The organism is Vibrio sp. 03-59-1 (assembly GCF_013114135.1).
In the GTDB taxonomy this organism is placed as follows: Bacteria; Pseudomonadota; Gammaproteobacteria; order Enterobacterales; family Vibrionaceae; genus Vibrio; species Vibrio cortegadensis.
This window is the reverse complement of record NZ_VTYA01000004.1, coordinates 143,368-169,362: the sequence shown is the minus strand read 5'-3', so window position 1 is coordinate 169,362 and position 25,995 is coordinate 143,368. Positions and strand designations below refer to the sequence as shown.

Here is a 25,995-nt window from a genome sequence, read left to right as displayed (position 1 = left end):
TTATGAGTACACTCTATCCATGGTTGCAACCAACATGGGAACAGTTAAAAGATAAGTTAGACAACCAGCGCTTATCTGGTTCAATGCTGATTTCAGCGTGTAATGGCGTGGGGATCTTACAGTTATTGGAGCACTTTAGCGCAGCGCTGATGTGTTCTAATTACACTAGTGAGGCGTGCGGATTTTGTCATAGCTGCGAACTGATAAAGTCGGGTAGCCATCCGGATCTACACTGGATAAAACCAGAGAAGGAAGGTAAATCAATCACGGTTGATCAGATCCGACAATGTAATCATATTGCTCAGCAGTCATCACAGCTAAATGGAACTCGATTGATCATCGTGACGCCAGCTGAAGCTATGAACGAATCGGCGTCTAATGCTCTACTTAAAACACTAGAAGAGCCCGCAGATAATTGCGTTTTTTTGTTGGTGACAGAGAACTCTCATAAGCTTTTACCCACCATCATTAGTCGCTGCCAGCAAATGCAAATTGTTTTACCTTCATCTGCAGAGCTGACGGATTGGGTTGGCCAACAAACCAGCAATGAAATTCCAAACTATGTAGCAAGTTTGAATCATCATGCTCCTCTTAAAACTCTAGAATTTGTCAATGAGAATGGCGTTGAAAGCTATCGTGGTGTTGAGTCCGCGTTTATTACCTTTATTGACGGAAAATCTACGGATGTTTATGAGTTGTGGTCAGCACTAGAAAGTGACACGTTGACGAAGTTGAGCTGGATCTGGTATTTACTCAGTGATACTCAAAAAGCTCACTTTGGTATAAATAGTCGTGATTTGCTTCCTGGGAGCGATGCATTAGCCAAATTATTAACTTATGAAGCAAGCTACCAGTTGTCACACTTATTAAAAGATTTGATGGATCAGCTTTCAAACCATACGGGTTTAAACACAGAGTTGATGGTTATTAATTGGTTACTGAAATTGCAAGAGGCATCATGTTCGTAGATTCACACTGCCACCTAGATAAGCTTGATTACACTGATTTACACAATGGAATTGAAGACGTAATTAACAAAGCTAAGCAAGCTAAAGTGGAGTCACTGCTATCGGTAGGGGTAACTTTAGACTCTTTTCCTAAAATGCTTGAGATGATTGCCCCATATGAGCAAGTTCATGCCTCTTGTGGTGTTCATCCACTCGATGTCGAAAGTGACTTCTCACTCGACAAGTTATATGAATACGCCAAACATCCCAAAGTGGTTGCGATTGGTGAAACGGGTCTAGATTATCATTATCAACCAGAGACTGCGGAGTTGCAGAAATTGCGATTTGAGCAGCAGGTTGAATTAGCAGTTGAGGTGAACAAGCCACTTATTATTCATACTCGCAATGCGCGTGAAGATACTTTATCGATTTTGAAAAATGGCGGCGCAGATAAATGTGGTGGTGTGATCCACTGCTTTACTGAAGATTTAAAGTTTGCTGAATCTGCTATGGAGCTTGGCTTCTATATATCAATTTCGGGAATAGTGACGTTCAGACAAGCCAAAGAGTTGAAAGAAGTGGTGGCGGCATTGCCGTTAGAAAGGCTGCTTATTGAAACGGATTCTCCCTACTTAGCTCCAGTTCCGCATCGTGGAAAAGAGAATCAACCAGCGTATGTTGTGGAAGTTGCATCCTATATTGCACAGTTAAAAGGGGCGTCGTTATCCTCAGTTGCTGAAAAAACCACCAAAAACTACCACGATCTTTTTTTGCGATGAAAAATCAAATTGGACTGTAAAAAGGAGCGAAAGCTCCTTTTTTATTGTTTTTATCTTATTCTATGCTGTGTTTGCTAATGTTTACGGATTTTGTTGAAGCCGAGATGTCAAATAAGTCAAAATGTAAATTTGTTACATAAAATAACAACTGCCAATATTTTATTTACGCAGTAAAATAAACCTTGTTGATTGTAAAGTTGATTAATAACAATGATTTAAGTTACCTGTAAAGCATTGCAGAGTGGGTTTTGCACTGTGATCTATAATGGGTTTTGAAACTAAATTTCGTAAGTAGCTAGATATTTAGGGGGGCAACAATATATATTTAGAGGCGAAAAATATAACGGAACACATGGTTACATTTTCATTGGGTGCTAACATTTAGGCTGCGGGGGTGTGCCGTTAGGACCCATAAAAAACTTATAAATTTTATCAGGAGCATAAAAATGTTTAAGAATCTTTTTGCCAACCTGCAAAAAGTCGGTAAGGCTCTGATGCTACCAGTATCAGTTCTTCCGGTTGCAGGTATTTTACTTGGTGTTGGTGCTGCAAACTTTAGTTTCCTTCCAGAAGTGGTTTCTCACTTAATGGAACAAGCTGGTGGTTCAGTATTCGGCCAAATGCCACTACTATTCGCAGTAGGTGTTGCACTAGGTTTTACAAATAACGACGGTGTTGCAGGCCTTTCTGCTATCGTTGGTTACGGTATCATGACAGCGACACTAGCAGTAATGGCTACTGTATTTGGTGTAGATAAAATCGATACTGGTGTTCTAGGTGGTATCTTAGCTGGTGGTGTAGCAGGTTGGGCATTTAACCGCTTCTTCAAGATTCAGCTTCCAGAATATCTTGGCTTCTTCGCTGGTAAGCGTGCAGTGCCAATCGTAACTGGTTTCATCTCTATTGCTCTTGGTCTAATCCTTTCTGTTATTTGGCCACCAGTGGGTTCTGCAATCGCAGCATTCTCTGATTGGGCAGCTAACCAAAACCCAGTTACTGCATTTGGTATCTACGGTATTGTTGAGCGTTCTCTGATCCCATTCGGTCTTCACCACATTTGGAACGTACCTTTCTTCTACGAAGCGGGTCAATGTACAAATAACGCTGGCGAAACTGTAAACGGTATCATGACTTGTTTCCTTACTGCAGATGACGCATCTCGCGCTGCTGGTAACGGTTTCGGTCAACTAGCGGGTGGTTACCTATTCAAAATGTTCGGTCTTCCTGCTGCTGCTATCGCTATCGCGCATTCAGCTAAACCTGAAAACCGTGCAAAAGTAATGGGCATCATGGCTTCTGCCGCTCTAACTTCTTTCCTAACAGGTATTACTGAACCAATTGAATTCTCTTTCCTATTCATTGCTCCAGTACTATACGGAATTCACGCGGTACTTTCTGGTCTAGCTTACGTACTAACTAACTCTTTAGGTGTTGTACACGGTCACACATTCTCTAACGGTTTCATTGACTTTATTGTTCAATCTCCTCGTGCTGAGAACATGTTACTTCTAGTTGGTCTTGGTCTTGTATACGCTGTAATCTACTACGTAGTATTCCGTGCAGTAATCAAAGCTATGGACCTTAAAACTCCTGGCCGTGAAGACGAAAGCGAAGACACTGCTTCTGCAGCTACTGGTTCTGAACTAGCGGGTGAATTAGTTGCAGCATTTGGCGGTAAAGCAAACATCACTAACCTAGATGCTTGTATCACTCGTCTACGTGTTTCTGTTGCTGAAACAGATGCAGTTAACCAAGACAAACTGAAACAGCTTGGTGCTGCTGGTGTTGTTGTTGTATCTGGTGGTGTTCAAGCTATCTTCGGTACTAAATCTGACAACCTGAAAACAGAAATGGATGAGTGGATTCGTAACAACGCGTAATCATTAATCTGAATTAACTAAAAAGGAGACTACGGTCTCCTTTTTTTGATCTTGCAAGTGTAGGACTTTACGCTCGTTTTTAAACTTTACTCTTAATCAAAGAGTTTTCACTTCTTTGTGCATCGTTACCGACTTTGGCTACACCACCGCTGTGTATTCGCGTGACTTTCTTCCCGCGATATTAATGAACTTCGTAATGCCACTTGTTTACTTTACTGGTTCGATGCGCTTCTCTTCAGCCATGAGTCCATATATTAGGGTCTGTTGACCTTTCACCGAACCTTTCGGGAAGTGTTTGTGGCTTATCAGGTAAGGTAACGACATTTCAAAGCCTCAGCCTTATATAGAGCCCCAACAAACTGCATAAACCAGCTCGAAAGGTCAATGGACCTTAGTTATTCGTGCACGGTACTAGTCGTTGCATTCGATGCATTAGAAGGACTGATGATGATGTTATTGTTAAAGGCACGTCATGGTATTGGTATCGGTTGGAGTGTAATTTATGGTGGAGTTGGGGTCTTAAGATGTCATCCAATCATTATTGGTCATAATTGTGAGTTCTGTGGGGTAGGCTGAGTATAGAGAGGTAGGTCTAGTCGTGTTGGACTTGCTCTATTGAAAGACTTATCACGATTAATGTTCAGATGTAAAAATGCCGATAGAAAACTATCGGCATTTTGTCATTCAGAGATGAATGTTAAGTTACTTCTTGTCCATCGCTTTCTTGATGCAGATAGCAGCGCCACCCCAAGTAATGCCAAGACCAAGAACCATCATAATAATTGCACTAGTAGTCATAATTAAGCCTCCTTGCGGCTAGTTACGTTAATTACCACGCCGACAGCGAGCAATAGACCAATCATTACCCAACCAAGTGTTAAGTCGTAGCCTGCGTAGCCATCTGTCAGTAATGCTTGCAGTTTAGTAGCAACGATAATGGCTAAAATAACAGGAGTGATGAAGCGTAGACACACATCAAACCAAGTACCGATCGTGAAGTCAGAGATTTTATTTACGTATTCGCGTACATCTGCAATTTTCAATAACCAAGTCATGAGTACGATTTCAACTAGGCAACTCACTACGATGCCAACGTTGTTTGCAAAATGGTCTACTAAATCAAGAAGCAGTAGGCCACCGTTGGTTGCAAATGCCATTGAAATAACAAATCCAGAACCAATGACAATATTGGCCGCTTTCTTACGGCTCCAGTTCAGCTTATCGATTACCGCAGAGGTTACTGCTTCCATGATTGAGATATGTGAACTAAGACCAGCCACAACCAAAGCAAAGAAGAATAGCGGCCCCAGAATGTAAGGAGCAGGCAACAAGTTAATTGCAGCCGGAAGCGTTACAAATGCAAGCCCTACGCCCGCGCTTACCACTTCTGTTAGCGGTTTGCCCTGTTCTTGAGCCATATAGCCTAGTACAGAGAAAATCATGATACCAGCAAGGATAGAGAAGCCACAGTTAATCAACACCGTCATGAACGCGTTGTTTGTGATGTCTGATTTCTCTGGCAGGTAGCTAGAGTAAGCAAGCATAATGGCAAAGCCAATACTTAGGGTGAAGAAGATTTGACCATAAGCAGCAGCCCAAACTTTAACATCCCAAATTTTGCTGAAATCGGGTTCAAACAGGTAGTTAACACCGTTTAGAGCACCAGGTAAGAAAATCATGCGTGCAATTAACAAAACAACCATGATGAACAAAATTGGCATCATAATTTTTGCAGCGCGTTCAATACCAGCTTTTACACCACCAACAATGGCAGCGTAAGTGATTGCCCAGGCTATAAGCATCGAAGCCGCGATACCCCATTGAATGCTACCTAAGCTTGTTGGAGTGTTATCACCAAGAGCAAGGTATTCACTGAAGAAGAAAGCGTTCGTGTCTGCTCCCCAACTTTGAGTAAACGACATACCAAAGTAAGAGATAGCCCAACCAATAACAGCCACATAATAAACCGCAATAACGGCAGCTACGCCAACTTGGAACCAACCAAGCCATTCAAACTTTGAATTGATTTTTGCTAAGGTGGTTGGTGCTGAACCACGGTACTTCTGACCCATACTAAACTCTAGGATCATGAAAGGGATACCTGCGGTGAGCATGGCAAAAAGGTAAGGGATAAAAAAGGCACCACCACCATTCTCATAGGCCATGTAAGGAAAACGCCAAATGTTTCCAAGACCGATCGCAGATCCGACTGCTGCTAGGATAAATCCTGCACGGGATCCCCACTGTTCTCGCTTCATAAATTACTCCTTTTCAACTCCCTGAGGTATGAAGCTTCTCTCTTAGCTTGGTGCTAGATAGTGGAAGAAAGTCCAATAGAGGAAATCTATTGAATGATTGCTCTATCTTCCATGATTTAGCAAAAATGTAGTTATATATGTTGTTTACTTAGAGAGAACTCAGAATATTGTTCTTAATTATACGATGTGTGTTTGCGAAAACTGAAACTATCAGCTACGCATGTCATTGAGACTACCGATTAAATTTGGTTAAGGCAATAGAATGTAGATGTTATTTAATGAGGGTCTGTTGGTTGATATATTGTTAATTCACTTGTTTTTTAGTGAATGAGCAGTGGTGAATGCCTTGGTTCAGTGTGATTGTTCTGGTATTTATTGAGAGAGTAGGATAAAAGACTTAAAAATTAAATAGAGCGTATGACTGAAATTTGTACACCTCTCAGTTAATACCACCGATTACTACCCTATAAATACCAAATTCTTGAACTGATCATTTTTAAGCTAAAAAGAGATTCTGAGCCCCACATTAGTCTGGAATTGATTCATCCAATCGGTTTTAAAGCGAATAGTGCAAGAGTTCCCAGTGGTCGGAAGAGTGCATTGTCCTGAAGTTTCATTATCCACAACCGTCCCTAGCCAGCGGACTTGACTGGTCAGAGCTACATTGCTGCTGAGTTGATATTCGACGCCTCCAAATAGGCTTGCGGAAAAACCATATTTATCTTTGACCCAATCGACATCAACATAAGATCCGCCAATGCCGAGGCCGAGATAGCCTGAAATATTGTTGGTTGCAGGGTAATAAATACTGCTTTGAAAGTGGAGGTACTGGACAGAAGATGTCAACTTTATGTCATCAAGTTCGGATGATTGATTTGAGTAAAAGAGCCCAATTCGCCCCTGATCCAGCGGTGTCTCTAGGGCAATACTGTAGTTTACCGCCCCCGAAAGATCATAATTATTGTCTGACTCATCTTCAACACCACCACCAAGGGTATAGCCAACCATAGGAGTAATGAAAAACTCTGCGGCAGATGAAGTAAAAGGTGCGACCATGAGTAAATAAAGCAAAGAGGTGATGTGAAATCTCGTCATAATACAATCCTTATTCGATGAGGCTTTATTGTGATAGCAATGGCATAAGTTTACGCATAATTTGTTGATTTCTTGAACATACTTCACACAGCTGTTATTACTTTCTTATAACATAAGGAGAAGGTTATGGAACAAGATCTAAAAAGTGCTCTATTTATTACGGCTGCTATCTATTCAATTTTAATCGCCTTTGGAATGGTTGCAATATTGAGTTGAGGCCGTTGATGGGTGAAATAGAAAGGTACGAATGAAAAAAAATAGTGGAATCATAACTAATGTAGATTCGCGAATTGACGCTGTTCAACTCTCGAAATACATATCGGGTAAAACAACGCTCGTTGCCCAAGGTGGTGGGCAACGAGGCATTTTCACCTCTGGCGTTATTGATGCGCTTCTTCTCTCTAATTTCGATGAATTTGACGAATTTTATGGCACATCGGCTGGTGCTCTCAATCTTTGTGCTTATCTGTGTCGTCAACACGGCCTCGGAAAATCCTTCATTATGGATTTAACCACCGACCCCAATTTCTTTAATCTCTTTAGTTATATACGAAGCAAGCAGCCAATGGATATGGAATGGGCGCTTGATCGCATCTCTGAGTATCCGTATAAATTGGATGTCGATATGGGGCGAAGAGTGCTCGCTCAGAGAAAAGCTTACGCTGCTGTGACCGACGAAAAAAATTTGTCAGATGCTTACTTACCTCTACTGACGGACAATTGGTATCAAGTGATGATCGCCACATGCGCAATCCCTAGGCTTTACACCAAAGAGATCATTATTGATAGCAAACACTATATCGACGGTGGGGTATCAGCTTCAATTCCTGTTCAAGAGGCGTGGAGAAAAGAGGCTCGTAATCTGGTGGTTATACGGACTGAGGCTGTCGATGCCGCCCATAAGGCTATCGATGATGAAGAGCAGAGTAAGAGTGTCTCTTCGACTGAAATAGAGTGGTTTCGTGACTCTTTTGACACTATCCAAGAGCAGTGGCAGTCAAGAATGGATCAATGGCGGTCTGATTGGGGGAGTTTTTTCCAACAGCAGATATCGCGCTCTAAAGCACAAAAGAGAGATCATCGCCATTTGGATTTATTGAATGGTGGTCGGTGGCTATTTGGCGCTGATGATATATATCGCTTAAGTCACTTGGTCGGCGATAAATTTGATTCTGGTTTGGCTGATATGCTAATGGTTCATTATCAAACTTATTCTTTAACACAAGATTTTTTAAATGCGCCTCCTGATGATGCTTTTGTTATTCAAATTGCTCCAGCGGAATCACTTCGCTCAAGTTCTTTAATGAGTAAGCCAGAAGATTTGTTGTTTGACTACCAAATGGGCGTCGATGCGGGTTATCGATTTGTAGAACAATACACTGCAATTCAGCAAGGTACTTATCTCAATGAATCTATTCAGAAATGAGCCCAGATTTTGAGTGTCTATTCTGGGCTCTTTAAAATGGATGGAAGTTCAGTTTACATTACAGGTAAAATTCTCATGCAATTCGTTGAACCTGCGACATCCATAATGTCACCTTGAGTAATAATCACTAAGTCACCAAATTTCAGTAACTTTTGCTCTTTTAGTGATTGTAATGCCGCCATCGCAACATCAAATCCAGCCTCAACATTGGTATCAAAGTAGAGCGGAGTTACACCACGATATAAAGCACAACGGTTTAAGGTGCCCTCATTTCGTGAAAGTGCAAAAAGAGGTAATCCGGAACTGAGTCGTGACATCATAAGCGCGGTACGCCCTGATTCAGTCATCGTGACCATCGCTTTAATGCCTTCCATATGGTTGGCGGCATAGATGGTTGCCATTGAAATGGTCTCTTCAGCGGTCACAAAGGTTTTATCAATACGGTAATTTGAGCGTTTAACCACGGCCATTTTTTCTGCACCGACACACACTTCAGCCATAGATTTAACGGTTTCTACCGGATATAGCCCTGCCGCGGTTTCACCAGAAAGCATAACGGCATCTGTACCATCTAAAACCGCATTAGCCACATCCATAACTTCTGCACGAGTCGGCATAGGAGCGCTGATCATCGATTCCATCATTTGGGTGGCCGTAATTACCGTGCGATTTAAGCTTCTTGCTCGCTGTATGAGTTGTTTTTGTACCCCTACGAGTTCCGGATCGCCAATTTCAACCCCTAAATCCCCCCTTGCGACCATAACAACATCTGAAGCCATAATGATGTCATCAATGCTCTCTTGGCTTGCGACGGTTTCGGCACGTTCTACTTTTGCGACTAGGTGAGCTTCTAAACCGGCATCCCGTGCCAATCGACGAGCATAATTCATATCTTCGCCATTACGAGGAAATGAGATAGCGAGGTAATCGACTTTGATTTCAGCTGCGGTAATGATATCTCGCTTATCTTTTTCCGTTAACGCTTCTGCTGACAGGCCTCCTCCTTTTTTATTAATCCCTTTGTTGTTTGATAGAGGTCCACCAATCGTAACCACGGTATGCACTTTATTGCCTTCAACGGCTGTTACTTTTAGTTGAACTCGGCCATCATCCAGCAGCAGTATATCGCCAGTGTCGACATCATTGGGCAGTTCTTTGTAGTCTAGGCCAACGGCATTTTGGTTGCCTTCGCCTAGTCCTAAATCGCTATCTAGTGTGAATTTGTCCCCGATCTCTAGGGCGATTTTTCCATCTTTAAACGTAGAAACACGAATTTTTGGACCTTGTAAATCGCCGAGAATAGCAATGTGAGTTCCGAGTTTTGCAGCAATGGCACGAACTTTATTTGCTCGGTCAATGTGATCTTGAGCTGTGCCGTGAGAGAAGTTCATTCTCACCATGTTGGCACCTGCTTTGATGATTTCTTCGAGGTTATTGTCTTTATCGGTAGAAGGGCCAAGAGTGGTGACTATTTTTGTTCTTCTTGGTTTAGAAGTCATTATTTTCTCCTAATGGTAACGCGACGAGTTTGAGCAACATCGTTAAGTATAAGCAATTTAAATAATTATGATTTAAAAAATAATTGATTACATTTAGTGCGACTTTAGAAGTGTGAACTGGGTTTTTTCTTAGTGAAAAAAAAGTGAGGTGTTCATGTTTTATAGGGTAAATAACCGTTCAATATTTGATTGAAAACCCAAAGATTCATGTATATCCGTGATGGCTGTCACGACAATATACCAAATGACTTCACAATTACTTCGCAAAGTAAAAAAATTGGCAGGTTGTTATTTTTGGAGCACAAAATGTACATGGCTCAACCGGGCCATATTGATCATATCAAACAGGTCAATGCTGGTCGTGTATATAAATTAATAGACCTTAAAGGTCCCATTTCTCGTATCGATTTGTCAAAGCAAAGCGCATTGGCACCTGCGAGTATAACTAAGATCACTCGTGAGTTGATTGAAGCTCACCTGATCCATGAAACAACGGTTCAAGAAGCGATTTCAAGAGGCCGTCCTGCCGTTGGCTTACAAACAAATAATGAAGGCTGGCAGTTTTTATCGATGCGTCTAGGACGAGGTTATCTGACGATTGCACTGCATGAGTTAGGTGGTGATGTCCTCATTGATACCAAAATCGATATTCATGAGATTGACCAAGACGACGTACTTGCAAGACTGTTGCATGAAATTGATGAATTCTTCCAAACCTATTCAGAACAACTGGATCGTGTTACGAGTATCGCAATCACTCTGCCTGGTTTGGTAAACGCTGAGCAAGGGATCGTGTTGCAGATGCCACACTATAATGTGGAGAACCTTGCGTTAGGACCTGAAATATACAAAGCCACAGGGTTACCCGTTTTTGTAGCTAACGATACAAGGGCTTGGGCGCTGGCTGAGAAGCTGTTTGGTCACTCTCAAGAAAACGATAATTCAGTTTTGATTTCCATTCACCACGGTTTAGGCGCAGGGATTATTTTAGACGGTCGTGTACTTGAAGGTAGACATGGCAACATTGGTGAGTTGGGGCATATTCAAATTGATCCTAATGGTAAGCGTTGTCATTGCGGAAATCGCGGCTGTTTAGAAACGGTGGCGAGTTCTAAAGCAATACGTGAAGAAGTCGCATTCCGAATCGCGAATGGGGAAGAGTCCATATTATCTCAGCGTGAGCAGATGACGATTGAATGCATCTGTTCTGCAGCGGCGGATGGCGACCCGTTAGCGGTTGATGTTATTGAGAAACTTGGAAAATACCTTGGTTCTGCCATTGCGATAGTTATCAATTTGTTCAACCCCGAAAAAATATTGATAGGGGGAGTGATAAATCAGGCAAAGAGTGTACTATACCCAGCAATACAGACCTGTATTGAAGAACAAAGTTTGCCTGTTTACCACCAAGATTTAGAGTTAGTCGAATCTCGTTTTTACAAGCAAGCAACCATGCCAGGTGCTGCATTAATTAAGCAGGCTCTTTACGATGGTTTATTATTAATGAAAGTCGTAGAGGGATAACCCTTCGCTTACATTGTCATCAAGTTAATGTTGAACTTGTCAGCTACGTAGCACTTTGGCTACGTGGCTTTGCCTAAGCATTCTTAAATAAGCTATGGTAACTAAACACGATGTAACATAAGTAATTACTGGGAAGTTATATGTCCGGAGTTTTGAATTCAGTTGACCAAAGAACAAATTTGGTTGGTGAGAATCGCTTAGAACTTTTACTATTTTGTCTTAATAGTAGGCAGTTATTTGCTATCAATGTATTTAAAGTTAAAGAGGTTCTAAAAGTGCCTCCGTTGACCAAACTGCCTGGCGCTCATCACAATATTACCGGGGTTGCATCACTGCGAGGTGAATCTGTACCTGTTATCGATTTAAGGGGTGCGATTGGTTTCCCACCGATCCACGGAAAACCGCATGAGCAGAATTTGATCATTACGGAATACAATCGATCGGTTCAGGGGTTCTTAGTCGGTGAAGTTCGCAATATTGTCAACACGGCTTGGACAGAAATTCAGCCTCCACCGAAAACAACAGGCCGCTCTAATTACCTCACCGCGATTACCCATATATCAGAAGAAGAACAGACGAAAATTGTTGAAATTATTGATGTTGAGAAGGTATTAGCTGAAATCATTGATTACGATGTCTCGATATCTGATGGGGTGTTAGATGATGAATTAGCACCATTAATGGTTGGGCAAAACGTTCTTATCGTGGATGATTCATCGACCGCTCGTAACCAAATCAAGGGGACACTTGCTCCTCTTGGTTTTAATATTATCGAATGCTGCGATGGCCTTGAAGCGCTAACACTGCTGAAGCGATGGTGTGATGAAGGGAAAGACGTCACTAAAGAGTTGTTAATGATGTTTACCGATGCCGAAATGCCTGAGATGGATGGTTATAAGTTAACTCATGAGGTACGAACCGATCCTCGCATGAAAGACCTGTACATCGCGCTGAATACATCATTAAGTGGTAGCTTCAATGATGCGATGGTCGAAAAGGTCGGCTGTAACCGCTTTATTTCTAAGTTCCAACCAGATTTGTTAGTAGAGGTTGCGCAAGAACGATTGCGGATGAGTGTGTAAATTTTATCTATAATAAAGGGAGCATTAATTGCTCCCTTTATTATATTTGATAGATAAAATGACGGACTACGGACTACGGACTACGGACTACGGACTACGGACTACGGACTACGGACTATTTAGGCTGAGCGTCGATGCACTGGCCGTTAATCGATGTCTCTGCCGGATCCATTAGTCGCAAGTAATGAGGCATAATGTCCAGTGGTGTTTTTAGCTGATTAGCATCTTCGCCAGGGTAAGCTTTCGCACGCATACGAGTTTGCGTTGCTCCTGGGTTAATCGCATTGACACGAATAGGCGTCGCACTTAGTTCATCAGCAAGGATCTGCATCATCCCCTCTGTTGCAAATTTTGAAATCGCATAGCTACCCCAAAAAGTACGCCCTGAGTGTCCAACCGTTGAAGAGGTGAAAAGAACGCGTGCTGCTTCCGCTTTTTTCAATACAGGAAGTAGAGCTTGAGTCATTAAAAACTCAGCTTTAACATTGATCTGCATAACATCATCAAAAGTATCTTCTTCGATTTGATCAAATGGACTTAATGTCCCTAGTACGCCTGCGTTATGCAATAACCCATCTAAACGTCCAAATTGGCTTTCAATGGTGTCGGCCATATCGAGATAATTTTGTTTAGTCGCGCCTTTCAAATCTAACGGAATGATGGCTGGTTGAGCGTAGCCTGCCTTTTCTATCTCATCGTAGATAAATTCAAGGTTTTTAACATTTCGACCCAATAAAATTACGGTTGCACCATGTTCGGCAAAACTTAAAGCGGCTTGACGGCCAATTCCAGCCCCCGCACCTGTAACGAGTATGACTTTATCTTTTAAGGCATCTTGTGAGACTGAATATTCCACTATGCTCATCCTTTTTAGTAAATGCACCAAATAGTTGCTGACGTATAAACGAACAGAATATCAATTGATTTGGTATAAGTTCTTGGTAATCGTGACAAGATGGTTACAATACACTAATTCACACATTAGGGGATATGACATTGGAATTTTTGTTGGACTATGGCCTGTTTTTGGCCAAGATTGCGACCGTAGTAATAGCGATAATTGCTATTCTAGTCATTGCGAAATCAGTGAGTGGAAAATCAGGAACCGCTAAAGGTGAACTAGAAATCACTAATCTTACTGATCAACATAAAGATACTGTTGAGCAGCTAGAACATCATTTACATGATGAGGCATTTATCAAAGCTAGAGACAAAGCAGAGAAGAAAGTAGAAAAAGAGAAAGCAAAGTCTCGTGATAAAGATATTAAAAAAGCCGTGAAAGATGGGCAACTTGATACTAAGCGCGAACCTCACCTGTTTGTATTGGACTTCAATGGCAGCATAGATGCAAAAGAAGTGACCTCTTTACGTGAAGAAGTGACCGCAATTCTCGCTGTGGCTCGGGATGGTGATGAAGTACTACTGAGACTAGAGTCTGGTGGAGGAATGGTGCATGGATACGGCTTAGCTTCTTCACAACTCGATCGTTTAAAAGCGGCAAAATTACCATTGACGATTTCTGTTGATAAAGTGGCGGCAAGTGGTGGGTACATGATGGCGTGTATCGCTGATAAGATTGTTTCTGCCCCTTTTGCGATTGTCGGTTCGATTGGCGTTATTGCACAGCTACCTAATTTCAATAAATTGCTTAAAAAGCACGATATTGAATTTGAACAGCTTACTGCTGGTGAATACAAACGAACACTGACTATGTTTGGTGAAAACAGTGATAAAGCACGTGACAAATTCAAAGAAGAGTTAGAAGAGACTCACGGCTTATTTAAAGATTTCATACGTGACCACCGCCCTGATCTTGATCTAGAAAAAGTGGCGACTGGCGAACACTGGTTTGGTACACAAGCAAAAGCTCTAGGTTTAGTGGATGAAATTAGTACGTCTGATGATCTAGTGGTTAGCGCATGTAAAGATAAGACAGTACTTGCTATCCATTATGTGCAAAAGAAAAAACTATCAGCCAAACTAGCCGGTGTTGCTGGTGAAGCTGCTGATCATGTTTTGATGAAATGGATCAGCCGTGGACAACGTCCAATCGTATAGACGAATTTGAGTTTATCTAGACAACGCTCACTCTGATTCTTGGAGTGGGCGTTTTTTATGTGCTGGAGGGTGAGAGCTGGCGCGATGGTATTCAATCCATAAAGATTCTTAAGGCTGGTGGCGTGAAGTATTAAATAAGATCGAAATTTTTCTGTTTGAGTCTCGCTCATTGTTTAGATTCAAACTATAATACGTCGCCTATAAAAGCCATGATGAATATCGAGGCTACCAATTAAAATTTCTACAATAGACGTGGAGTAAAACATGTCCTCAAATACACCGGTTATTACCGTTGATGGACCAAGTGGTGCAGGTAAAGGCACACTTTGTATGTTGCTAGCAGATAAACTAGGCTTTCATTTACTTGATTCGGGCGCGATATACCGAGTCCTTGCTCTTGCTGCAATTCACCATGGCGTTGATACAGAGTCTGAGGATGCATTAGTTCCTCTTGCGACCCACCTTGACGTGCAATTTATTGCTGAAGGTGATTTAGTTAAAGTTATCCTTGAAGGTGAAGACGTTTCTGGTGAGCTTCGTAAAGAAGAAACAGGTATGGCTGCATCTAAAGTTGCTGCATTACCAAGAGTTAGAGAAGCATTACTGCGTCGTCAGCGTGCATTTAGCACCTCTCCAGGTTTAGTTGCTGATGGTCGTGATATGGGCACGGTAGTATTTACGGGTGCTGAAGCGAAAATTTTCTTGGATGCAAGTGCGGAAGAACGAGCTCAAAGACGCCTTAAACAGTTGCAACTTAAGGGCTTAGATGTTAACTTTGACGACCTTTTGTGCGAAATACAAGAGCGTGATGATCGAGATCGTAACCGTGCGGTTGCCCCATTGCGCCCTGCTGAAGACGCACTCGTGCTAGATTCAACATCTATGTCTATTGACGAAGTTGTAGAAAAAGCATTGAAATATATTGAATCTAAACTCACACAGTAATCTATACTGGGTGAGTAAAGAACGTTGGTCGCAAGGATGATGACCGGCGAATTTATCAACCCCATGCGGTAGGATACCCATGGACGTTTAATTATTGAAGATCAAATAATGACTGAATCTTTTGCTCAACTCTTTGAAGAGTTTCTAAATGAAACTGAATTCCAACAAGGTAGTATCGTTAAAGGTACTGTAGTAGCTATCGAGAACGGTTACGTTCTTGTTGATGCTGGCCTTAAGTCTGAATCTGCAATCCCTGCTGAACAATTCAAGAACGCTGCTGGCGAACTTGAAGTTGAAGTTGGTGCTGAAGTAGACGTAGCGCTTGACGCTGTTGAAGATGGTTTCGGTGAAACTCAACTTTCTCGTGAGAAAGCTAAGCGCCACGAAGCTTGGATCGTTCTTGAGAAGGCTTACGAAGAAGCTGAAACTGTTGTTGGTATCATCAACGGTAAAGTTAAAGGCGGTTTCACTGTTGAACTAAACGGCATCCGTGCTTTCCTTCCTGGCTCTCTTGTTGACGTACGTCCTATTCGTGACACTGCTCACCTAGAAAACAAAGAACTAGAGTTCAAAGTAATCAAGCTAGACCAGAAGCGTAACAACGTTGTTGTTTCTCGTCGTGCTGTTATCGAATCTGAAAACAGTGTTGAGCGTGACGAACTTCTTGAAACTCTACAAGAAGGTACTGAAGTTAAAGGTATCGTTAAGAACCTTACTGACTACGGTGCATTCGTTGACCTTGGCGGTGTTGACGGTCTTCTACATATCACTGATATGGCGTGGAAGCGTGTTAAGCACCCATCTGAGATCGTAAACGTTGGTGACGAAATCCTAGTTAAAGTTCTTAAGTTCGATCGTGAGCGCACTCGTGTTTCACTAGGTCTTAAGCAACTAGGCGAAGATCCATGGGTAGCAATCGCTAAGCGTTACCCAGAAGGTCACAAACTTTCTGGCCGTGTTACTAACCTGACTGACTACGGTTGCTTCGTTGAAATCGAAGAAGGCGTTGAAGGTCTAGTACACGTTTCTGAAATGGATTGGACTAACAAGAACATCCACCCTTCTAAAGTTGTTAATGTTGGCGACGAAGTTGAGGTTATGGTTCTTGATATCGACGAAGAACGTCGTCGTATCTCTCTAGGTCTGAAACAGTGTAAAGCTAACCCATGGCAGTCATTCGCTGAAGCTCAAGCTAAAGGCGACCAAGTTACTGGTAAGATCAAGTCTATCACTGACTTTGGTATCTTCATCGGTCTTGACGGCGGCATCGACGGTCTTGTTCACCTATCTGACATTTCTTGGAATGTTGCTGGTGAAGACGCAGTACGCGACTACAAGAAAGGCGATGAAATCTCTGCTGTTGTACTTGCAGTTGATGCAGAACGTGAGCGTATTTCTCTTGGCGTTAAGCAAATGGAAAATGACCCGTTCAATGCATACGTTGCAGACACGAAGAAAGGTACTCTAGTAACTGGTACTGTAACTGCAGTAGACGCTAAAGGAGCTACAATTGAGCTTCTAGAAGGCGTTGAAGGTTACATCCGTGCTTCTGAAGTATCTCGTGACCGTATCGAAGATGCGTCTCTAATCTTAAGCGTTGGTGACAGCGTTGAAACTAAGTTCACTGGTGTAGACCGTAAGAACCGCGTAATCAACCTATCTATCAAAGCGAAAGACGAAGCTGAAGAGCAAGAAGCAATGGCTACACTGAACAAACCAGAAGATGGTGGTTTCGGTAACGCTATGGCTGATGCATTCAAAGCTGCTAAAGGCGAATAATCCAATCGCTTAAGAAGGAGCCGTAAGGCTCCTTTTTTTTCGATATGTGCCTGCATTTATTGCTTATATGTCTTATATTTATATAGCAATCAAAGTAATAAAAGAAATGAGGGAAACTATGACTAAGTCTGAATTGATTGAGAGACTCTGCGCAGAGCAAACACACTTATCTGCAAAAGAGATTGAAGATGCTGTAAAAGATATTCTTGAACATATGGCATCAACTCTGGAAAGTGGTGATCGAATCGAGATCCGTGGTTTTGGTAGTTTCTCACTGCACTATCGAGAACCCCGTCTAGGACGTAATCCTAAAACTGGAGAAAAGGTTGAGCTGGAAGGCAAATATGTCCCACACTTCAAACCTGGCAAAGAGTTACGTGAACGTGTAAATCTAGGTCTTTAAGCCTCCATTCTAATTATAAAAAAGCGGTATACTTAAGTGTATACCGCTTTTTTATAACTAGAATATTGCTAATATCCATGGTTTGCAGACCTGTTTTCCTGCATAATCGTATCAGCCAAATTTCCTTAGGATGGAGACGTATGAAAATTATAAAAATAATTGCAGTTATAGCCCTTTTCCTAATTGCACTTGCCCTCGGAGCACAAAACCAAGAAGTCGTTACTTTCAACTACTTAGTCGCGCAAGGCAGCTTTAACTTATCAACACTGCTTGGTGTTATATTTGTCAGTGGTTTTGGGTTAGGTTGGTTGGTTTTCGGTAGCCTTCATTTAAAATCTCAACTTCAAATTCGTCGTCTAAGGAAGCAACTTAATAAACTCAAAACATCAAGCCCAGTCGTTGAAACGAAAGCTTGAGTTATTGCGTAAAGGCGACCATTAATGCTTGAGTTACTTTTCTTATTATTGCCGATTGCAGCTGCCTACGGGTGGTATATGGGAAACCGTAGTGCTCAGCAAGATAAGCAAACCCAATCTCATCAAATTTCTCGTCAATATGTCACGGGATTGAATTTGCTGCTTTCTGATCAATCAGATAAAGCAGTAGATCACTTTATCGAATTGCTTCAAGTCGATGACGATACGATCGATACGCACCTAGCGCTAGGGAATCTATTTCGCTCGCGTGGTGAGGTCGATCGCGCTATTCGTATCCACCAAAACCTTATTTCTCGTACAGGCCTAACGTTAGAACAAAAAAATCTAGCACTTCAACAACTCGCAAAAGATTATATGGTTTCAGGTTTTTTAGATCGGGCTGAGAAAATCTTTGAGCAATTGGTGGAAGAGCCTGAGCATAAAGAGAGCGCATTACAGCAGCTTGTTACTATCTATCAACAAACCAAAGAGTGGAGCAAAGCCATTCATTATGCGACAGCTTTAGTCAAAATGGGTAGAAAAAGAGTCAAATCTCAGATCGCACACTTCTTATGTGAACTTGCCATGCAGGAACAGGGTGAGGGGCAAACGAACAAAGCTATTCAGCATTTTAAAAAAGCGTTGGTCGAGGATCCTAAATGTGCACGAGCAAGTATTTCACTTGGAAAATTATATTTGGAATCAGAGGACTATCAGCAAACCATTAAGTATATGGAAATGGTGCTGAACCAAGACATTGATTTTATCAGTGAAGTGCTTCCTACTCTGGCAGATTGTTATCACCACTTAGGACAAGAAGAGGGATTGGTTGAGTTCCTAAGGGCTTGTATTGATAAGAAGGCGGGCGTTTCAGCGGAATTAATGTTAGCACAATTGGTCGCGAATCATGAAAGTATTGGAACAGCACAAGAGCTACTAACTCGACAGCTAGTGAAAAACCCAACGATGAAGGGCTTTTACCGCCTTATAGATTATCATATTGCTGAAGCTGAAGAGGGAAGGGCGAAAGACAGCCTGACAACCTTGCAATCTATGGTTGGGGAACAACTTAAAATAAAGCCACATTACCGATGCCGTAAATGTGGTTTCTCTACTCATTCAATGTATTGGCACTGTCCTTCTTGTAAAGGTTGGGGGACGATCAAGCCAATTCGTGGCTTAGATGGTGAATAGACATATTATTTTTAATGCAGCTTACGGGCTGCATTTTTGTACGTTTAAGAAAGTAGTGACAAGAATTATTAGGAGATTAAATGAACGACCAAAAAGTTATCGTAGCACTGGATTATGATAAACAGACTGATGCTCTGAATTTTATTGATAAAATTGATCCAACGACATGTCGATTAAAAGTTGGCAAAGAAATGTTTACTCTTTTTGGGCCTGATTTTGTCCGTGAGCTACATAAACGTGGTTTTTCGGTATTCTTGGATTTAAAATTTCATGATATTCCAAACACTTGCTCAAAAGCTGTTCGTGCTGCGGCAGAATTAGGGGTATGGATGGTGAATGTTCATGCGAGTGGTGGTGAGCGTATGATGACAGCTTCACGCGAAATTCTTGAACCATATGGGAAGGATCGCCCGTTATTGATTGGTGTAACCGTGCTTACCAGTATGGAACAGAGCGACTTAGCTGGAATTGGTTTAAATGTTGCACCTCAAGAGCAAGTAATGCGCTTGGCTCGTCTAACTCAACGTTCAGGTTTGGATGGTGTCGTTTGTTCAGCACAAGAAGCTTCGCTCTTAAAGAGTGATTTAGGCTCAAACTTCAAATTGGTGACTCCCGGGATCCGCCCGGCAGGCGCTGATGTTGGGGATCAGAAAAGAATCATGACTCCTTATGATGCAATCCAAGCTGGATCGGATTATTTAGTGATAGGACGCCCAATCACCCAGGCGGCACAGCCTGCGGAAGTTCTTCAGAAAATTAATGCTAGCTTAATTTAGCCCACCTTGAATTAAGGTAAGTAATATCTACTTACCTTTTTCATTGGAAATGATTTAATATTTTGACCTGTATTTTGAAATGCTGCATAAGTTGACAATTACTCATCAAAAAAAAATATAATTACAAACCAATAATTGAGAATGGATGCTAATGAAACTACGAACCAGTGTCGTGTGGTTATTGTTCTGTACCTTTGCGAACGTCAATAGTGCTTTGGCCAATCGTTTGAAGGTGGCATTGTCATGTGAGCATTCGACAACTATTTCGCGACAAGAGTTAATGAATCAGTTCCCTGTTACTTCATTCACCACTCAACTGCCTTGGGATGCTGAACCCGCTAGATTTAGCGGTGTTAAAGTAAGCGATCTAACGGCTTTATTTGCACCACAAAAACCAAAGATTCTCTATTTTTCAGCGTTGAATGAGTTTAGAGCTTCGATTGAAGTTAATGACTTAGTTGAATATCAGCCAATCATCGCCTATTCAATTAATGGTGATGCTATCTCTATTCGTAAGCGAGGGCCGTTTATGTTGCTCTATGATTTGGATAAATTTCCGCATCTAAACGTACCTGAATACCATAATAAGATGATTTGGCAAATTAATGAGGTATCGATTGAAGAGTGTGAATAATAACCCATTTATACAGAATACGAACGTCCAGAGAACAAAGCGTGTCTTAATTTGGCTATCACTAGCGCTATTATTGATGAATATTACGGTTATATTCTCAACTAAAGGTTTGGTCAGTGATTATTACTCTCGAAAAGATCAAGCAACCTGGCATCTACTACAGCTTCAAAAAGAATTCTCTCAACTGGCTGTTTTATCTCCTTTCACTTTGACATCAAAACAAGTGCTTAACGAAGTCAAAGTTCAGTATGACATCACTTGGACACGTCTTGAGTTGATCGTTACTAGCTCTGATTCGCAAGATTTTTATAACATACCAAAAAATAAACAGTTTTTTGATCAGCTATACAATGACTATAAGGTACTTGATGGTTACCTATCCAATATAAATGATGAAAGCACAGCGAATGAATATAATGTTCGGTTGAATAGTTTATACATGAAGTTGGTGACATTCTTGAACAAAAATTATCAATTAAAGAACGCGGACTTTTTGGTGCAAATTGATAAAGGAAACCAACTCGCGAATGTACAAGTCCTATTAGTCATCATTTTGTGTTTTTGTATCGCTATCGTTATTGTCTTATTCAAGAAAGAGAGCATTATCCACCGTAATCTCGCTCTGACGGATTCATTAACGGGGGTAAACAATCGGTTGTCACTTTTCAAGCGCCTTAAACAGCGAGTTCAGAATACATCGCACTTTTCACTGTTTGTCATGGATCTGAATGGATTTAAGTTGATTAATGATACTTATGGTCATCAAGCCGGGGATATTTTATTAAGAACGGTATCTAAAAGGTTCGCTAATGCTATTCAGCCATTTGATGCCGATCTGTTTCGTATGGGAGGTGATGAGTTTGCTATTATTCTGGACTCTGTAGACCCAGAAGTCATTGAACAGTTAAAATTAGATATCATTGGCAGTATGGAGCAGGAAATTGAAATATCAGATGAAACGGCCGCAAAAATTTCAGTAAGTGTTGGTGTGAGCCTTTATCCGAAAAATACGTCTTGCGTGAATCAACTGATCAAGAATGCCGATGATAATATGTATAAGATGAAACAGCTCAACTCGCAATAACGGATAATTGAGCTGTTTCAATTTGCTTACTCTAAGATAGGCACACCACTGTGAAACTTGAAATCATCATCAGGTGTCGAAATTAATTCCGCCTCTGCTTGAGCTAGCTCTTGCACTCGTTTCGAGATATCGACAGGTGAGATTTGTTGTGCCAACGTTAAGTAATCTTGGTAATGGCGTGCTTCAGAGCGTAAAAGAGAAATATAAAACTTTGCCATATCCTCATCTAAATGTGGAGCAAGTTTAGCAAATCGTTCACAAGATCGCGCTTCAATGAGTGAACCAATGATCAGTTTATCGACGAGCGTATTTGGTTCATGAGTCGTCACTTTAGACAACAGCCCTTTGGCGTATCTTCCAGCCGAAATGTTTTCATAAGGAATATTTCTCTCATCCATTATTTCAAGAACTTGATAGAAGTGGTGTAGCTCTTCTTTAATAAGGAGAACCATTTTATCAATAAGATCTTGGCTATAAGGTGAGTTAGTTTTAGCCATAATTGCCTTTGAAATATTACTTTTTCCTTTAAGGCTCTCAAGAGAACCTTCTTTGCGGTAAGCAAAAGCCTCATAAGGTTTAAACCACTCTAACAGTGTATTTGCACTCTCTTTATCCACCGCGTACTTACGGATTAAATACATAGCCGATTGGCCTGCTTTAAGTTCGCAAAGTAAATGGTCGAGTAGGATGATCTTAAGATTTTCAGGTTTCTTCGCCTCATTGATCCAAGCATCGGGCGTTTCGCAATGTAAGAATTGTTTAATGGGAGCGAGTAGCTCTTGAATAGCAGTATTATTGATCATTACTTTCACTGTTGAAAAAGTGTCACTGTAGAAAAAAGGTCGCGAATGGCGACCTTGTGGCTAAATTTGATAATGAGTGAATAGGAAACCTATCGAAGGCTTACCATTTTTTCTTCTCACCAAAAAGTGCGTCCATGTCATCATCACGCTCTTTCTCTTCAATCTGTTGAAGATCCTCAGCATTTTTAACTTGGCGTTTTTTATCAAGCTCGTTCAGCATTAACTGCAGTTTTTCACGTGCTTGATTTGAATAAGCATCATTTTTTGTGCTGAGAGCATCAATGCCTTTACGCAAAAGTTGTACGGCAGTACCAGTTTGACCTCGTGCGATAGAATCTTTGGCACGTTTTACGACATTCTCGATGTTGATACGAATCTGAATCGTTTCAAGACGAGCATTTTCTGCGACGTAAGCCTGTGTTTCAAATCGACCTTTATTGTGCTCATTACGAACGGTATCACGAAGACGTTTTACCAGCTTAAGCATCACAATCGCTTGTTTGTCACTGCTCGGCACTTTAAAAGAAGTGGTGTCACCATCGGGATAATTTTCTTTTAGTTGAGTGATTTGCTGCTTTGTGTGAACAATACGCTGAGCAAGCTGTTTATTTCTAGGATCGAGTTGATACATATTTTCAAGTGCATCTAAAATTCGCGTATTCAGACACACGAGCAGATCTTTACTGAAAGGGACGTGGTGAGCATTCCCAATGAGATCTTCTGTTGCATCAATAAGAGTCAAGTAACGAGATGATTCTTGTTTTTTCGACGTCTCGACCTTCATTTTATATTGAAGCATGATGTTATAGCCAAGGACTAACACCAATAAGACGGCTACAAGAGCTATGATTAAACCAATATTCATATGTTTGATATCTGCTTTATAATTCAATGGCTAGTATTTAAGGATACACGATTCCATTGTACAACTGCACCTACAAATTTAATAATAATGTGCTTTTAATAGCAAAATACGGATAAGTGTATTATGCAATTATGCTTCGGATGCCGACAACTCTCTATTTTGACTACCAATTATCTGCATTACACGTTATAACTATTAATTATATTACATAGCTTAAGGCGTATCTTATCTGTCGGCGTGCAATATTAGCCATTGGTAAAGGATTACGAGGGTCAAAATGAAATTACAGCAATTAAGATATATTGTTGAGGTAGTAAACCATAATCTTAACGTATCAGCGACGGCCGAGAGCCTTTACACTTCTCAACCAGGAATTAGTAAGCAAGTGCGTTTGCTCGAAGACGAACTCGGCATACAAGTTTTTGAGCGAAGCGGTAAGCATTTGACGCAAGTAACCCCTGCTGGCGAAGACATTATTCGAATCTCACAAGAGATATTGGCTAGAGTAGAAAGTATCAAAGCGGTGGCTGGCGAGCATACTCATCCAGAGATGGGGACGTTGAACATCTCTACTACTCATACTCAAGCTCGATACGCTCTACCTGACGTGATCAAAGGCTTTACTGCCCGTTATCCTAAAGTTTCACTGCATATGCATCAGGGCACGCCAAGCCAAATGTCGGAAGCGGTCGCGAAAGGTACAGCAAATTTCGCAATCGCGACAGAAGCGCTCCATTTATATCAAGATGCGATTATGCTTCCTTGTTACCATTGGAATCGGTCGATTGTTGTGACTCAAGATCACCCATTAGCGAATAAAAGAAGAATTAGTATAGAGGATCTTGCTGCATACTCGCTCGTGACTTATGTCTTTGGTTTTACTGGTCGTTCTGAGCTCGATACCGCATTTAATAGAGTCGGACTTACTCCTAGAGTGGTCTTTACCGCAACAGATGCCGATGTGATTAAAACCTATGTACGCATGGGGATTGGTGTTGGTGTTATTGCCAGTATGGCGATTGATAAAGAACAAGATACCGACCTAGTTGCTATTGATGCGAGCCATATTTTCGGTGCAAGTACCACGAGTATTGGCTTTAGAAGAGGAACCTTCTTGCGCTCTTATATGTACGATTTCATGGAACGTTTTGCACCACACTTGACTAAGCCTGTGGTCGAGCAAGCGATCTCTCTTAAATCGAATGCTGAAATTGAAGAGATGTTTAAAGATATCGATTTACCAATTCGTTAAACATCGCATCACAAGGCTGTTCAAGTCTTTGGCTTCCCCCTACAATGCACGGCTAGGGGGAACGCATGCACCAATCATTTCAATTGCTCGATCATTTTTTATTGTCATATCAGTCATTATGGCGATTTGAGCCCTTTCACGCCTGTTCAAATGACGCTTCTCTTTGGCTTGATGAGTATCCTGATTTGTCTCTATGGCTTGATGGATTATCACGATCTGATATAGAAATGTTCAAAAGTGATGATAAAGCCTTGCTTGAGGCAGTCGCTCATTTCATTCCGGAAACATGCATTGCATCTCAATTAACACAATTAAGCGAGGCAACACAAAGCTTGCTGATTTTAGATCGCAACCTTGAAGTTGGAGTCCCAGGAAGAAAACTTGCTCAAATAAAAAGCATGAGTGCCGCTGCGTTAAGCGAGCATAAGGGAGAGGAGTGGTTAGAGTGGTGTGCGGGTAAAGGCTTTCTTGGGCGGATCTTGTCACAACAATCGAAAGAAAAGGTCACGAGTTTTGAATGGCAACAGAGTTTGTGTGACAGCGGAACGGCTGCCGCAAATCAGCAAGCTTTGAATATGCAATTTATTCAAGGGGACGCTTTTTCTACAGATGCAAGCCAAGTGTTTAATTGTAAGCAACATGCGGTTGCGCTCCATGCTTGTGGCGATTTGCATGTCCGTTTATTAGAGTTGGCGACCCAAAATCAGCTTCCTGCAATCACATTTTCACCTTGTTGTTATCATTTAATTCGCAGTGATGAATATCAAGCCATGTCGATATTAGCCAAGCAGTCCCCCTTAAAACTGACGCAAAGTGAACTGAGGATCCCGCTGCAAGAAACCGTGACGGGTGGGGAGAGAGTCAAGCGTCATCGCCAACTTGAAATGACTTACCGCCTAGGTTTGAACCACGTGCTGGTGAATGAACTACATCAAGAAGAGTACTGTCCGATTCCGAGCATTAAAAAATCCCAGTTATCAGAGGGGTTTGAAGCGTTTTGCAAGTGGGCAATCGACGCTAAGAACTTTGATATACCGAAGGTGGATTTTGACCACTATATGGGTGTGGGTGAGGCGTTGTTTTGGAAAATGGAGAAATTAAGTCTGGTTCAGCAAATATTCAGACGTCCGCTAGAGTTGTGGCTTGCTTACGATAAGGCGCTTTACCTTGAAGAAAAGGGTTATGACGTGTCGATTAAAACTTTTTGTAATAAACAGGTCTCACCAAGAAATATCCTTGTACATGCTCAAAAGCGATAATGATGGATAAAAAAATAGCCCGTGTGAGCAACGGGCT

General features: G+C 41.5%; 25 protein-coding genes. 18 read left to right on the top strand and 7 right to left on the bottom strand.

The window, feature by feature from the left end:
- The first annotated feature begins 2 nt into the window (after positions 1 to 2).
- From holB to ptsG, 3 genes are all read left to right on the top strand, one after another.
- Entirely contained in the window at positions 3 to 968 is a 966-nt protein-coding gene (gene holB, locus F0249_RS05570; RefSeq protein ID WP_171756089.1) for a DNA polymerase III subunit delta', read from the top strand.
- Positions 959 to 1,726: a TatD family hydrolase gene (locus tag F0249_RS05565; protein WP_017053918.1), complete on the top strand. Its 768-nt coding sequence runs from the start codon at positions 959 to 961 to the stop codon at positions 1,724 to 1,726. The genes holB and F0249_RS05565 overlap by 10 nt, the downstream gene beginning before the upstream one ends.
- 446 nt (positions 1,727 to 2,172) lie before the next feature.
- Positions 2,173 to 3,606: a PTS glucose transporter subunit IIBC gene (gene ptsG / locus F0249_RS05560; RefSeq protein WP_113795921.1), complete on the top strand. Its 1,434-nt coding sequence runs from the start codon at positions 2,173 to 2,175 to the stop codon at positions 3,604 to 3,606.
- A gap of 702 nt (positions 3,607 to 4,308) precedes the next feature.
- On the opposite strand, the gene F0249_RS05555 is transcribed toward ptsG, so the two are convergent.
- From F0249_RS05555 to F0249_RS05545, 3 genes are all read right to left on the bottom strand, one after another.
- Complete coding sequence (locus F0249_RS05555) at positions 4,309 to 4,404, bottom strand: methionine/alanine import family NSS transporter small subunit (RefSeq protein ID WP_017053915.1); 96 nt, start codon at positions 4,402 to 4,404, stop codon at positions 4,309 to 4,311.
- 2 nt (positions 4,405 to 4,406) lie between these two features.
- Entirely contained in the window at positions 4,407 to 5,864 is a 1,458-nt protein-coding gene (locus F0249_RS05550) for a sodium-dependent transporter (RefSeq protein ID WP_113795922.1), read from the bottom strand.
- Positions 5,865 to 6,365: 501 nt separating this feature from the next.
- A complete protein-coding gene (locus F0249_RS05545) occupies positions 6,366 to 6,962 on the bottom strand; it encodes an outer membrane protein (protein WP_171756169.1) in 597 nt (198 codons plus the stop codon).
- A 123-nt stretch (positions 6,963 to 7,085) separates the two neighbouring features.
- Between F0249_RS05545 and F0249_RS05540 the strand changes: the two genes are divergently transcribed.
- Together F0249_RS05540 and F0249_RS05535 are read left to right on the top strand one after the other, a co-directional pair.
- Positions 7,086 to 7,175, top strand: a complete 90-nt coding sequence (locus F0249_RS05540) for a YnhF family membrane protein (protein ID WP_017053912.1) — start codon at positions 7,086 to 7,088, stop codon at positions 7,173 to 7,175.
- A 31-nt stretch (positions 7,176 to 7,206) separates the two neighbouring features.
- Complete coding sequence (locus tag F0249_RS05535) at positions 7,207 to 8,385, top strand: patatin family protein (protein WP_113795924.1); 1,179 nt, start codon at positions 7,207 to 7,209, stop codon at positions 8,383 to 8,385.
- 53 nt (positions 8,386 to 8,438) lie between these two features.
- Here F0249_RS05535 and pyk read toward each other — a convergent pair whose 3' ends face one another.
- The gene (gene pyk, locus F0249_RS05530; RefSeq protein WP_113795925.1) at positions 8,439 to 9,884 is read right to left on the bottom strand and encodes a pyruvate kinase; all 1,446 of its coding nucleotides are present in this window, start codon (positions 9,882 to 9,884) and stop codon (positions 8,439 to 8,441) included.
- 306 nt (positions 9,885 to 10,190) lie between these two features.
- Between pyk and F0249_RS05525 the strand changes: the two genes are divergently transcribed.
- Both F0249_RS05525 and F0249_RS05520 read left to right on the top strand, forming a co-directional pair.
- A complete protein-coding gene (locus F0249_RS05525; protein ID WP_017053909.1) occupies positions 10,191 to 11,408 on the top strand; it encodes an ROK family protein in 1,218 nt (405 codons plus the stop codon).
- Positions 11,409 to 11,548: 140 nt separating this feature from the next.
- Positions 11,549 to 12,490 (top strand): chemotaxis protein CheV, encoded by a 942-nt coding sequence (locus F0249_RS05520; protein ID WP_017053908.1) that lies wholly within the window; start codon positions 11,549 to 11,551, stop codon positions 12,488 to 12,490.
- A gap of 115 nt (positions 12,491 to 12,605) precedes the next feature.
- On the opposite strand, the gene F0249_RS05515 is transcribed toward F0249_RS05520, so the two are convergent.
- Positions 12,606 to 13,346 (bottom strand): YciK family oxidoreductase, encoded by a 741-nt coding sequence (locus F0249_RS05515; protein ID WP_171756088.1) that lies wholly within the window; start codon positions 13,344 to 13,346, stop codon positions 12,606 to 12,608.
- 134 nt (positions 13,347 to 13,480) lie between these two features.
- On the opposite strand from F0249_RS05515, the gene sohB reads away from it, so the two are divergent.
- The 9 genes from sohB to F0249_RS05470 all read left to right on the top strand — a co-directional run bounded on the left by sohB (position 13,481) and on the right by F0249_RS05470 (position 21,779).
- Positions 13,481 to 14,548, top strand: a complete 1,068-nt coding sequence (gene sohB / locus F0249_RS05510; RefSeq protein WP_040887294.1) for a protease SohB — start codon at positions 13,481 to 13,483, stop codon at positions 14,546 to 14,548.
- Positions 14,549 to 14,812: 264 nt separating this feature from the next.
- Positions 14,813 to 15,493: a (d)CMP kinase gene (gene cmk, locus F0249_RS05505; protein WP_113795927.1), complete on the top strand. Its 681-nt coding sequence runs from the start codon at positions 14,813 to 14,815 to the stop codon at positions 15,491 to 15,493.
- A gap of 108 nt (positions 15,494 to 15,601) precedes the next feature.
- Positions 15,602 to 17,272 carry a 30S ribosomal protein S1 gene (rpsA, locus tag F0249_RS05500; RefSeq protein WP_017053904.1) on the top strand — a complete coding sequence of 557 codons (1,671 nt, stop codon included), beginning with the start codon at positions 15,602 to 15,604 and terminating at the stop codon, positions 17,270 to 17,272.
- A 118-nt stretch (positions 17,273 to 17,390) separates the two neighbouring features.
- Positions 17,391 to 17,675 carry an integration host factor subunit beta gene (gene ihfB, locus F0249_RS05495; RefSeq protein ID WP_017053903.1) on the top strand — a complete coding sequence of 95 codons (285 nt, stop codon included), beginning with the start codon at positions 17,391 to 17,393 and terminating at the stop codon, positions 17,673 to 17,675.
- Between the two features lie 140 nt (positions 17,676 to 17,815).
- Entirely contained in the window at positions 17,816 to 18,091 is a 276-nt protein-coding gene (locus tag F0249_RS05490) for a LapA family protein (protein ID WP_113795928.1), read from the top strand.
- Between the two features lie 24 nt (positions 18,092 to 18,115).
- On the top strand, positions 18,116 to 19,285 hold the full coding sequence (gene lapB, locus F0249_RS05485) for a lipopolysaccharide assembly protein LapB (RefSeq protein ID WP_017053901.1): 1,170 nt from the start codon (positions 18,116 to 18,118) through the stop codon (positions 19,283 to 19,285).
- Between the two features lie 80 nt (positions 19,286 to 19,365).
- Positions 19,366 to 20,061 carry an orotidine-5'-phosphate decarboxylase gene (gene pyrF / locus F0249_RS05480; protein ID WP_113795930.1) on the top strand — a complete coding sequence of 232 codons (696 nt, stop codon included), beginning with the start codon at positions 19,366 to 19,368 and terminating at the stop codon, positions 20,059 to 20,061.
- Between the two features lie 151 nt (positions 20,062 to 20,212).
- Positions 20,213 to 20,695, top strand: coding sequence for a molybdopterin-dependent oxidoreductase (locus tag F0249_RS05475; protein ID WP_171756087.1), 483 nt, complete (start codon positions 20,213 to 20,215; stop codon positions 20,693 to 20,695).
- A gap of 76 nt (positions 20,696 to 20,771) precedes the next feature.
- Positions 20,772 to 21,779, top strand: a complete 1,008-nt coding sequence (locus tag F0249_RS05470) for a GGDEF domain-containing protein (protein WP_171756086.1) — start codon at positions 20,772 to 20,774, stop codon at positions 21,777 to 21,779.
- Between the two features lie 26 nt (positions 21,780 to 21,805).
- On the opposite strand, the gene F0249_RS05465 is transcribed toward F0249_RS05470, so the two are convergent.
- Together F0249_RS05465 and F0249_RS05460 are read right to left on the bottom strand one after the other, a co-directional pair.
- A complete protein-coding gene (locus tag F0249_RS05465) occupies positions 21,806 to 22,582 on the bottom strand; it encodes a tRNA isopentenyl-2-thiomethyl-A-37 hydroxylase MiaE (protein WP_136993903.1) in 777 nt (258 codons plus the stop codon).
- Positions 22,583 to 22,682: 100 nt separating this feature from the next.
- Complete coding sequence (locus tag F0249_RS05460) at positions 22,683 to 23,447, bottom strand: DNA repair protein (protein WP_136993902.1); 765 nt, start codon at positions 23,445 to 23,447, stop codon at positions 22,683 to 22,685.
- Positions 23,448 to 23,724: 277 nt separating this feature from the next.
- Between F0249_RS05460 and cysB the strand changes: the two genes are divergently transcribed.
- The gene (gene cysB / locus F0249_RS05455) at positions 23,725 to 24,699 is read left to right on the top strand and encodes an HTH-type transcriptional regulator CysB (protein ID WP_171756085.1); all 975 of its coding nucleotides are present in this window, start codon (positions 23,725 to 23,727) and stop codon (positions 24,697 to 24,699) included.
- A gap of 65 nt (positions 24,700 to 24,764) precedes the next feature.
- On the top strand, positions 24,765 to 25,958 hold the full coding sequence (locus F0249_RS05450; RefSeq protein WP_171756084.1) for a methyltransferase: 1,194 nt from the start codon (positions 24,765 to 24,767) through the stop codon (positions 25,956 to 25,958).
- Positions 25,959 to 25,995: the final 37 nt, after the last annotated feature.

Excerpts from the sequence above, each read along its gene's own strand:
- holB (WP_171756089.1), top strand. The coding sequence starts at position 3 with ATGAGTACACTCTATCCATGGTTGCAACCAACATGGGAACAGTTAAAA.
- F0249_RS05565 (WP_017053918.1), top strand. The coding sequence starts at position 959 with ATGTTCGTAGATTCACACTGCCACCTAGATAAGCTTGATTACACTGAT.
- ptsG (WP_113795921.1), top strand. The coding sequence starts at position 2,173 with ATGTTTAAGAATCTTTTTGCCAACCTGCAAAAAGTCGGTAAGGCTCTG.
- F0249_RS05555 (WP_017053915.1), bottom strand. The coding sequence starts at position 4,404 with ATGACTACTAGTGCAATTATTATGATGGTTCTTGGTCTTGGCATTACT.
- F0249_RS05550 (WP_113795922.1), bottom strand. The coding sequence starts at position 5,864 with ATGAAGCGAGAACAGTGGGGATCCCGTGCAGGATTTATCCTAGCAGCA.
- F0249_RS05540 (WP_017053912.1), top strand. The coding sequence starts at position 7,086 with ATGGAACAAGATCTAAAAAGTGCTCTATTTATTACGGCTGCTATCTAT.
- F0249_RS05535 (WP_113795924.1), top strand. The coding sequence starts at position 7,207 with ATGAAAAAAAATAGTGGAATCATAACTAATGTAGATTCGCGAATTGAC.
- pyk (WP_113795925.1), bottom strand. The coding sequence starts at position 9,884 with ATGACTTCTAAACCAAGAAGAACAAAAATAGTCACCACTCTTGGCCCT.
- F0249_RS05525 (WP_017053909.1), top strand. The coding sequence starts at position 10,191 with ATGTACATGGCTCAACCGGGCCATATTGATCATATCAAACAGGTCAAT.
- F0249_RS05520 (WP_017053908.1), top strand. The coding sequence starts at position 11,549 with ATGTCCGGAGTTTTGAATTCAGTTGACCAAAGAACAAATTTGGTTGGT.
- sohB (WP_040887294.1), top strand. The coding sequence starts at position 13,481 with ATGACATTGGAATTTTTGTTGGACTATGGCCTGTTTTTGGCCAAGATT.
- cmk (WP_113795927.1), top strand. The coding sequence starts at position 14,813 with ATGTCCTCAAATACACCGGTTATTACCGTTGATGGACCAAGTGGTGCA.
- rpsA (WP_017053904.1), top strand. The coding sequence starts at position 15,602 with ATGACTGAATCTTTTGCTCAACTCTTTGAAGAGTTTCTAAATGAAACT.
- ihfB (WP_017053903.1), top strand. The coding sequence starts at position 17,391 with ATGACTAAGTCTGAATTGATTGAGAGACTCTGCGCAGAGCAAACACAC.
- F0249_RS05490 (WP_113795928.1), top strand. The coding sequence starts at position 17,816 with ATGAAAATTATAAAAATAATTGCAGTTATAGCCCTTTTCCTAATTGCA.
- lapB (WP_017053901.1), top strand. The coding sequence starts at position 18,116 with ATGCTTGAGTTACTTTTCTTATTATTGCCGATTGCAGCTGCCTACGGG.
- pyrF (WP_113795930.1), top strand. The coding sequence starts at position 19,366 with ATGAACGACCAAAAAGTTATCGTAGCACTGGATTATGATAAACAGACT.
- F0249_RS05475 (WP_171756087.1), top strand. The coding sequence starts at position 20,213 with ATGAAACTACGAACCAGTGTCGTGTGGTTATTGTTCTGTACCTTTGCG.
- F0249_RS05470 (WP_171756086.1), top strand. The coding sequence starts at position 20,772 with ATGAATATTACGGTTATATTCTCAACTAAAGGTTTGGTCAGTGATTAT.
- F0249_RS05465 (WP_136993903.1), bottom strand. The coding sequence starts at position 22,582 with ATGATCAATAATACTGCTATTCAAGAGCTACTCGCTCCCATTAAACAA.
- F0249_RS05460 (WP_136993902.1), bottom strand. The coding sequence starts at position 23,447 with ATGAATATTGGTTTAATCATAGCTCTTGTAGCCGTCTTATTGGTGTTA.
- cysB (WP_171756085.1), top strand. The coding sequence starts at position 23,725 with ATGAAATTACAGCAATTAAGATATATTGTTGAGGTAGTAAACCATAAT.
- F0249_RS05450 (WP_171756084.1), top strand. The coding sequence starts at position 24,765 with ATGCACCAATCATTTCAATTGCTCGATCATTTTTTATTGTCATATCAG.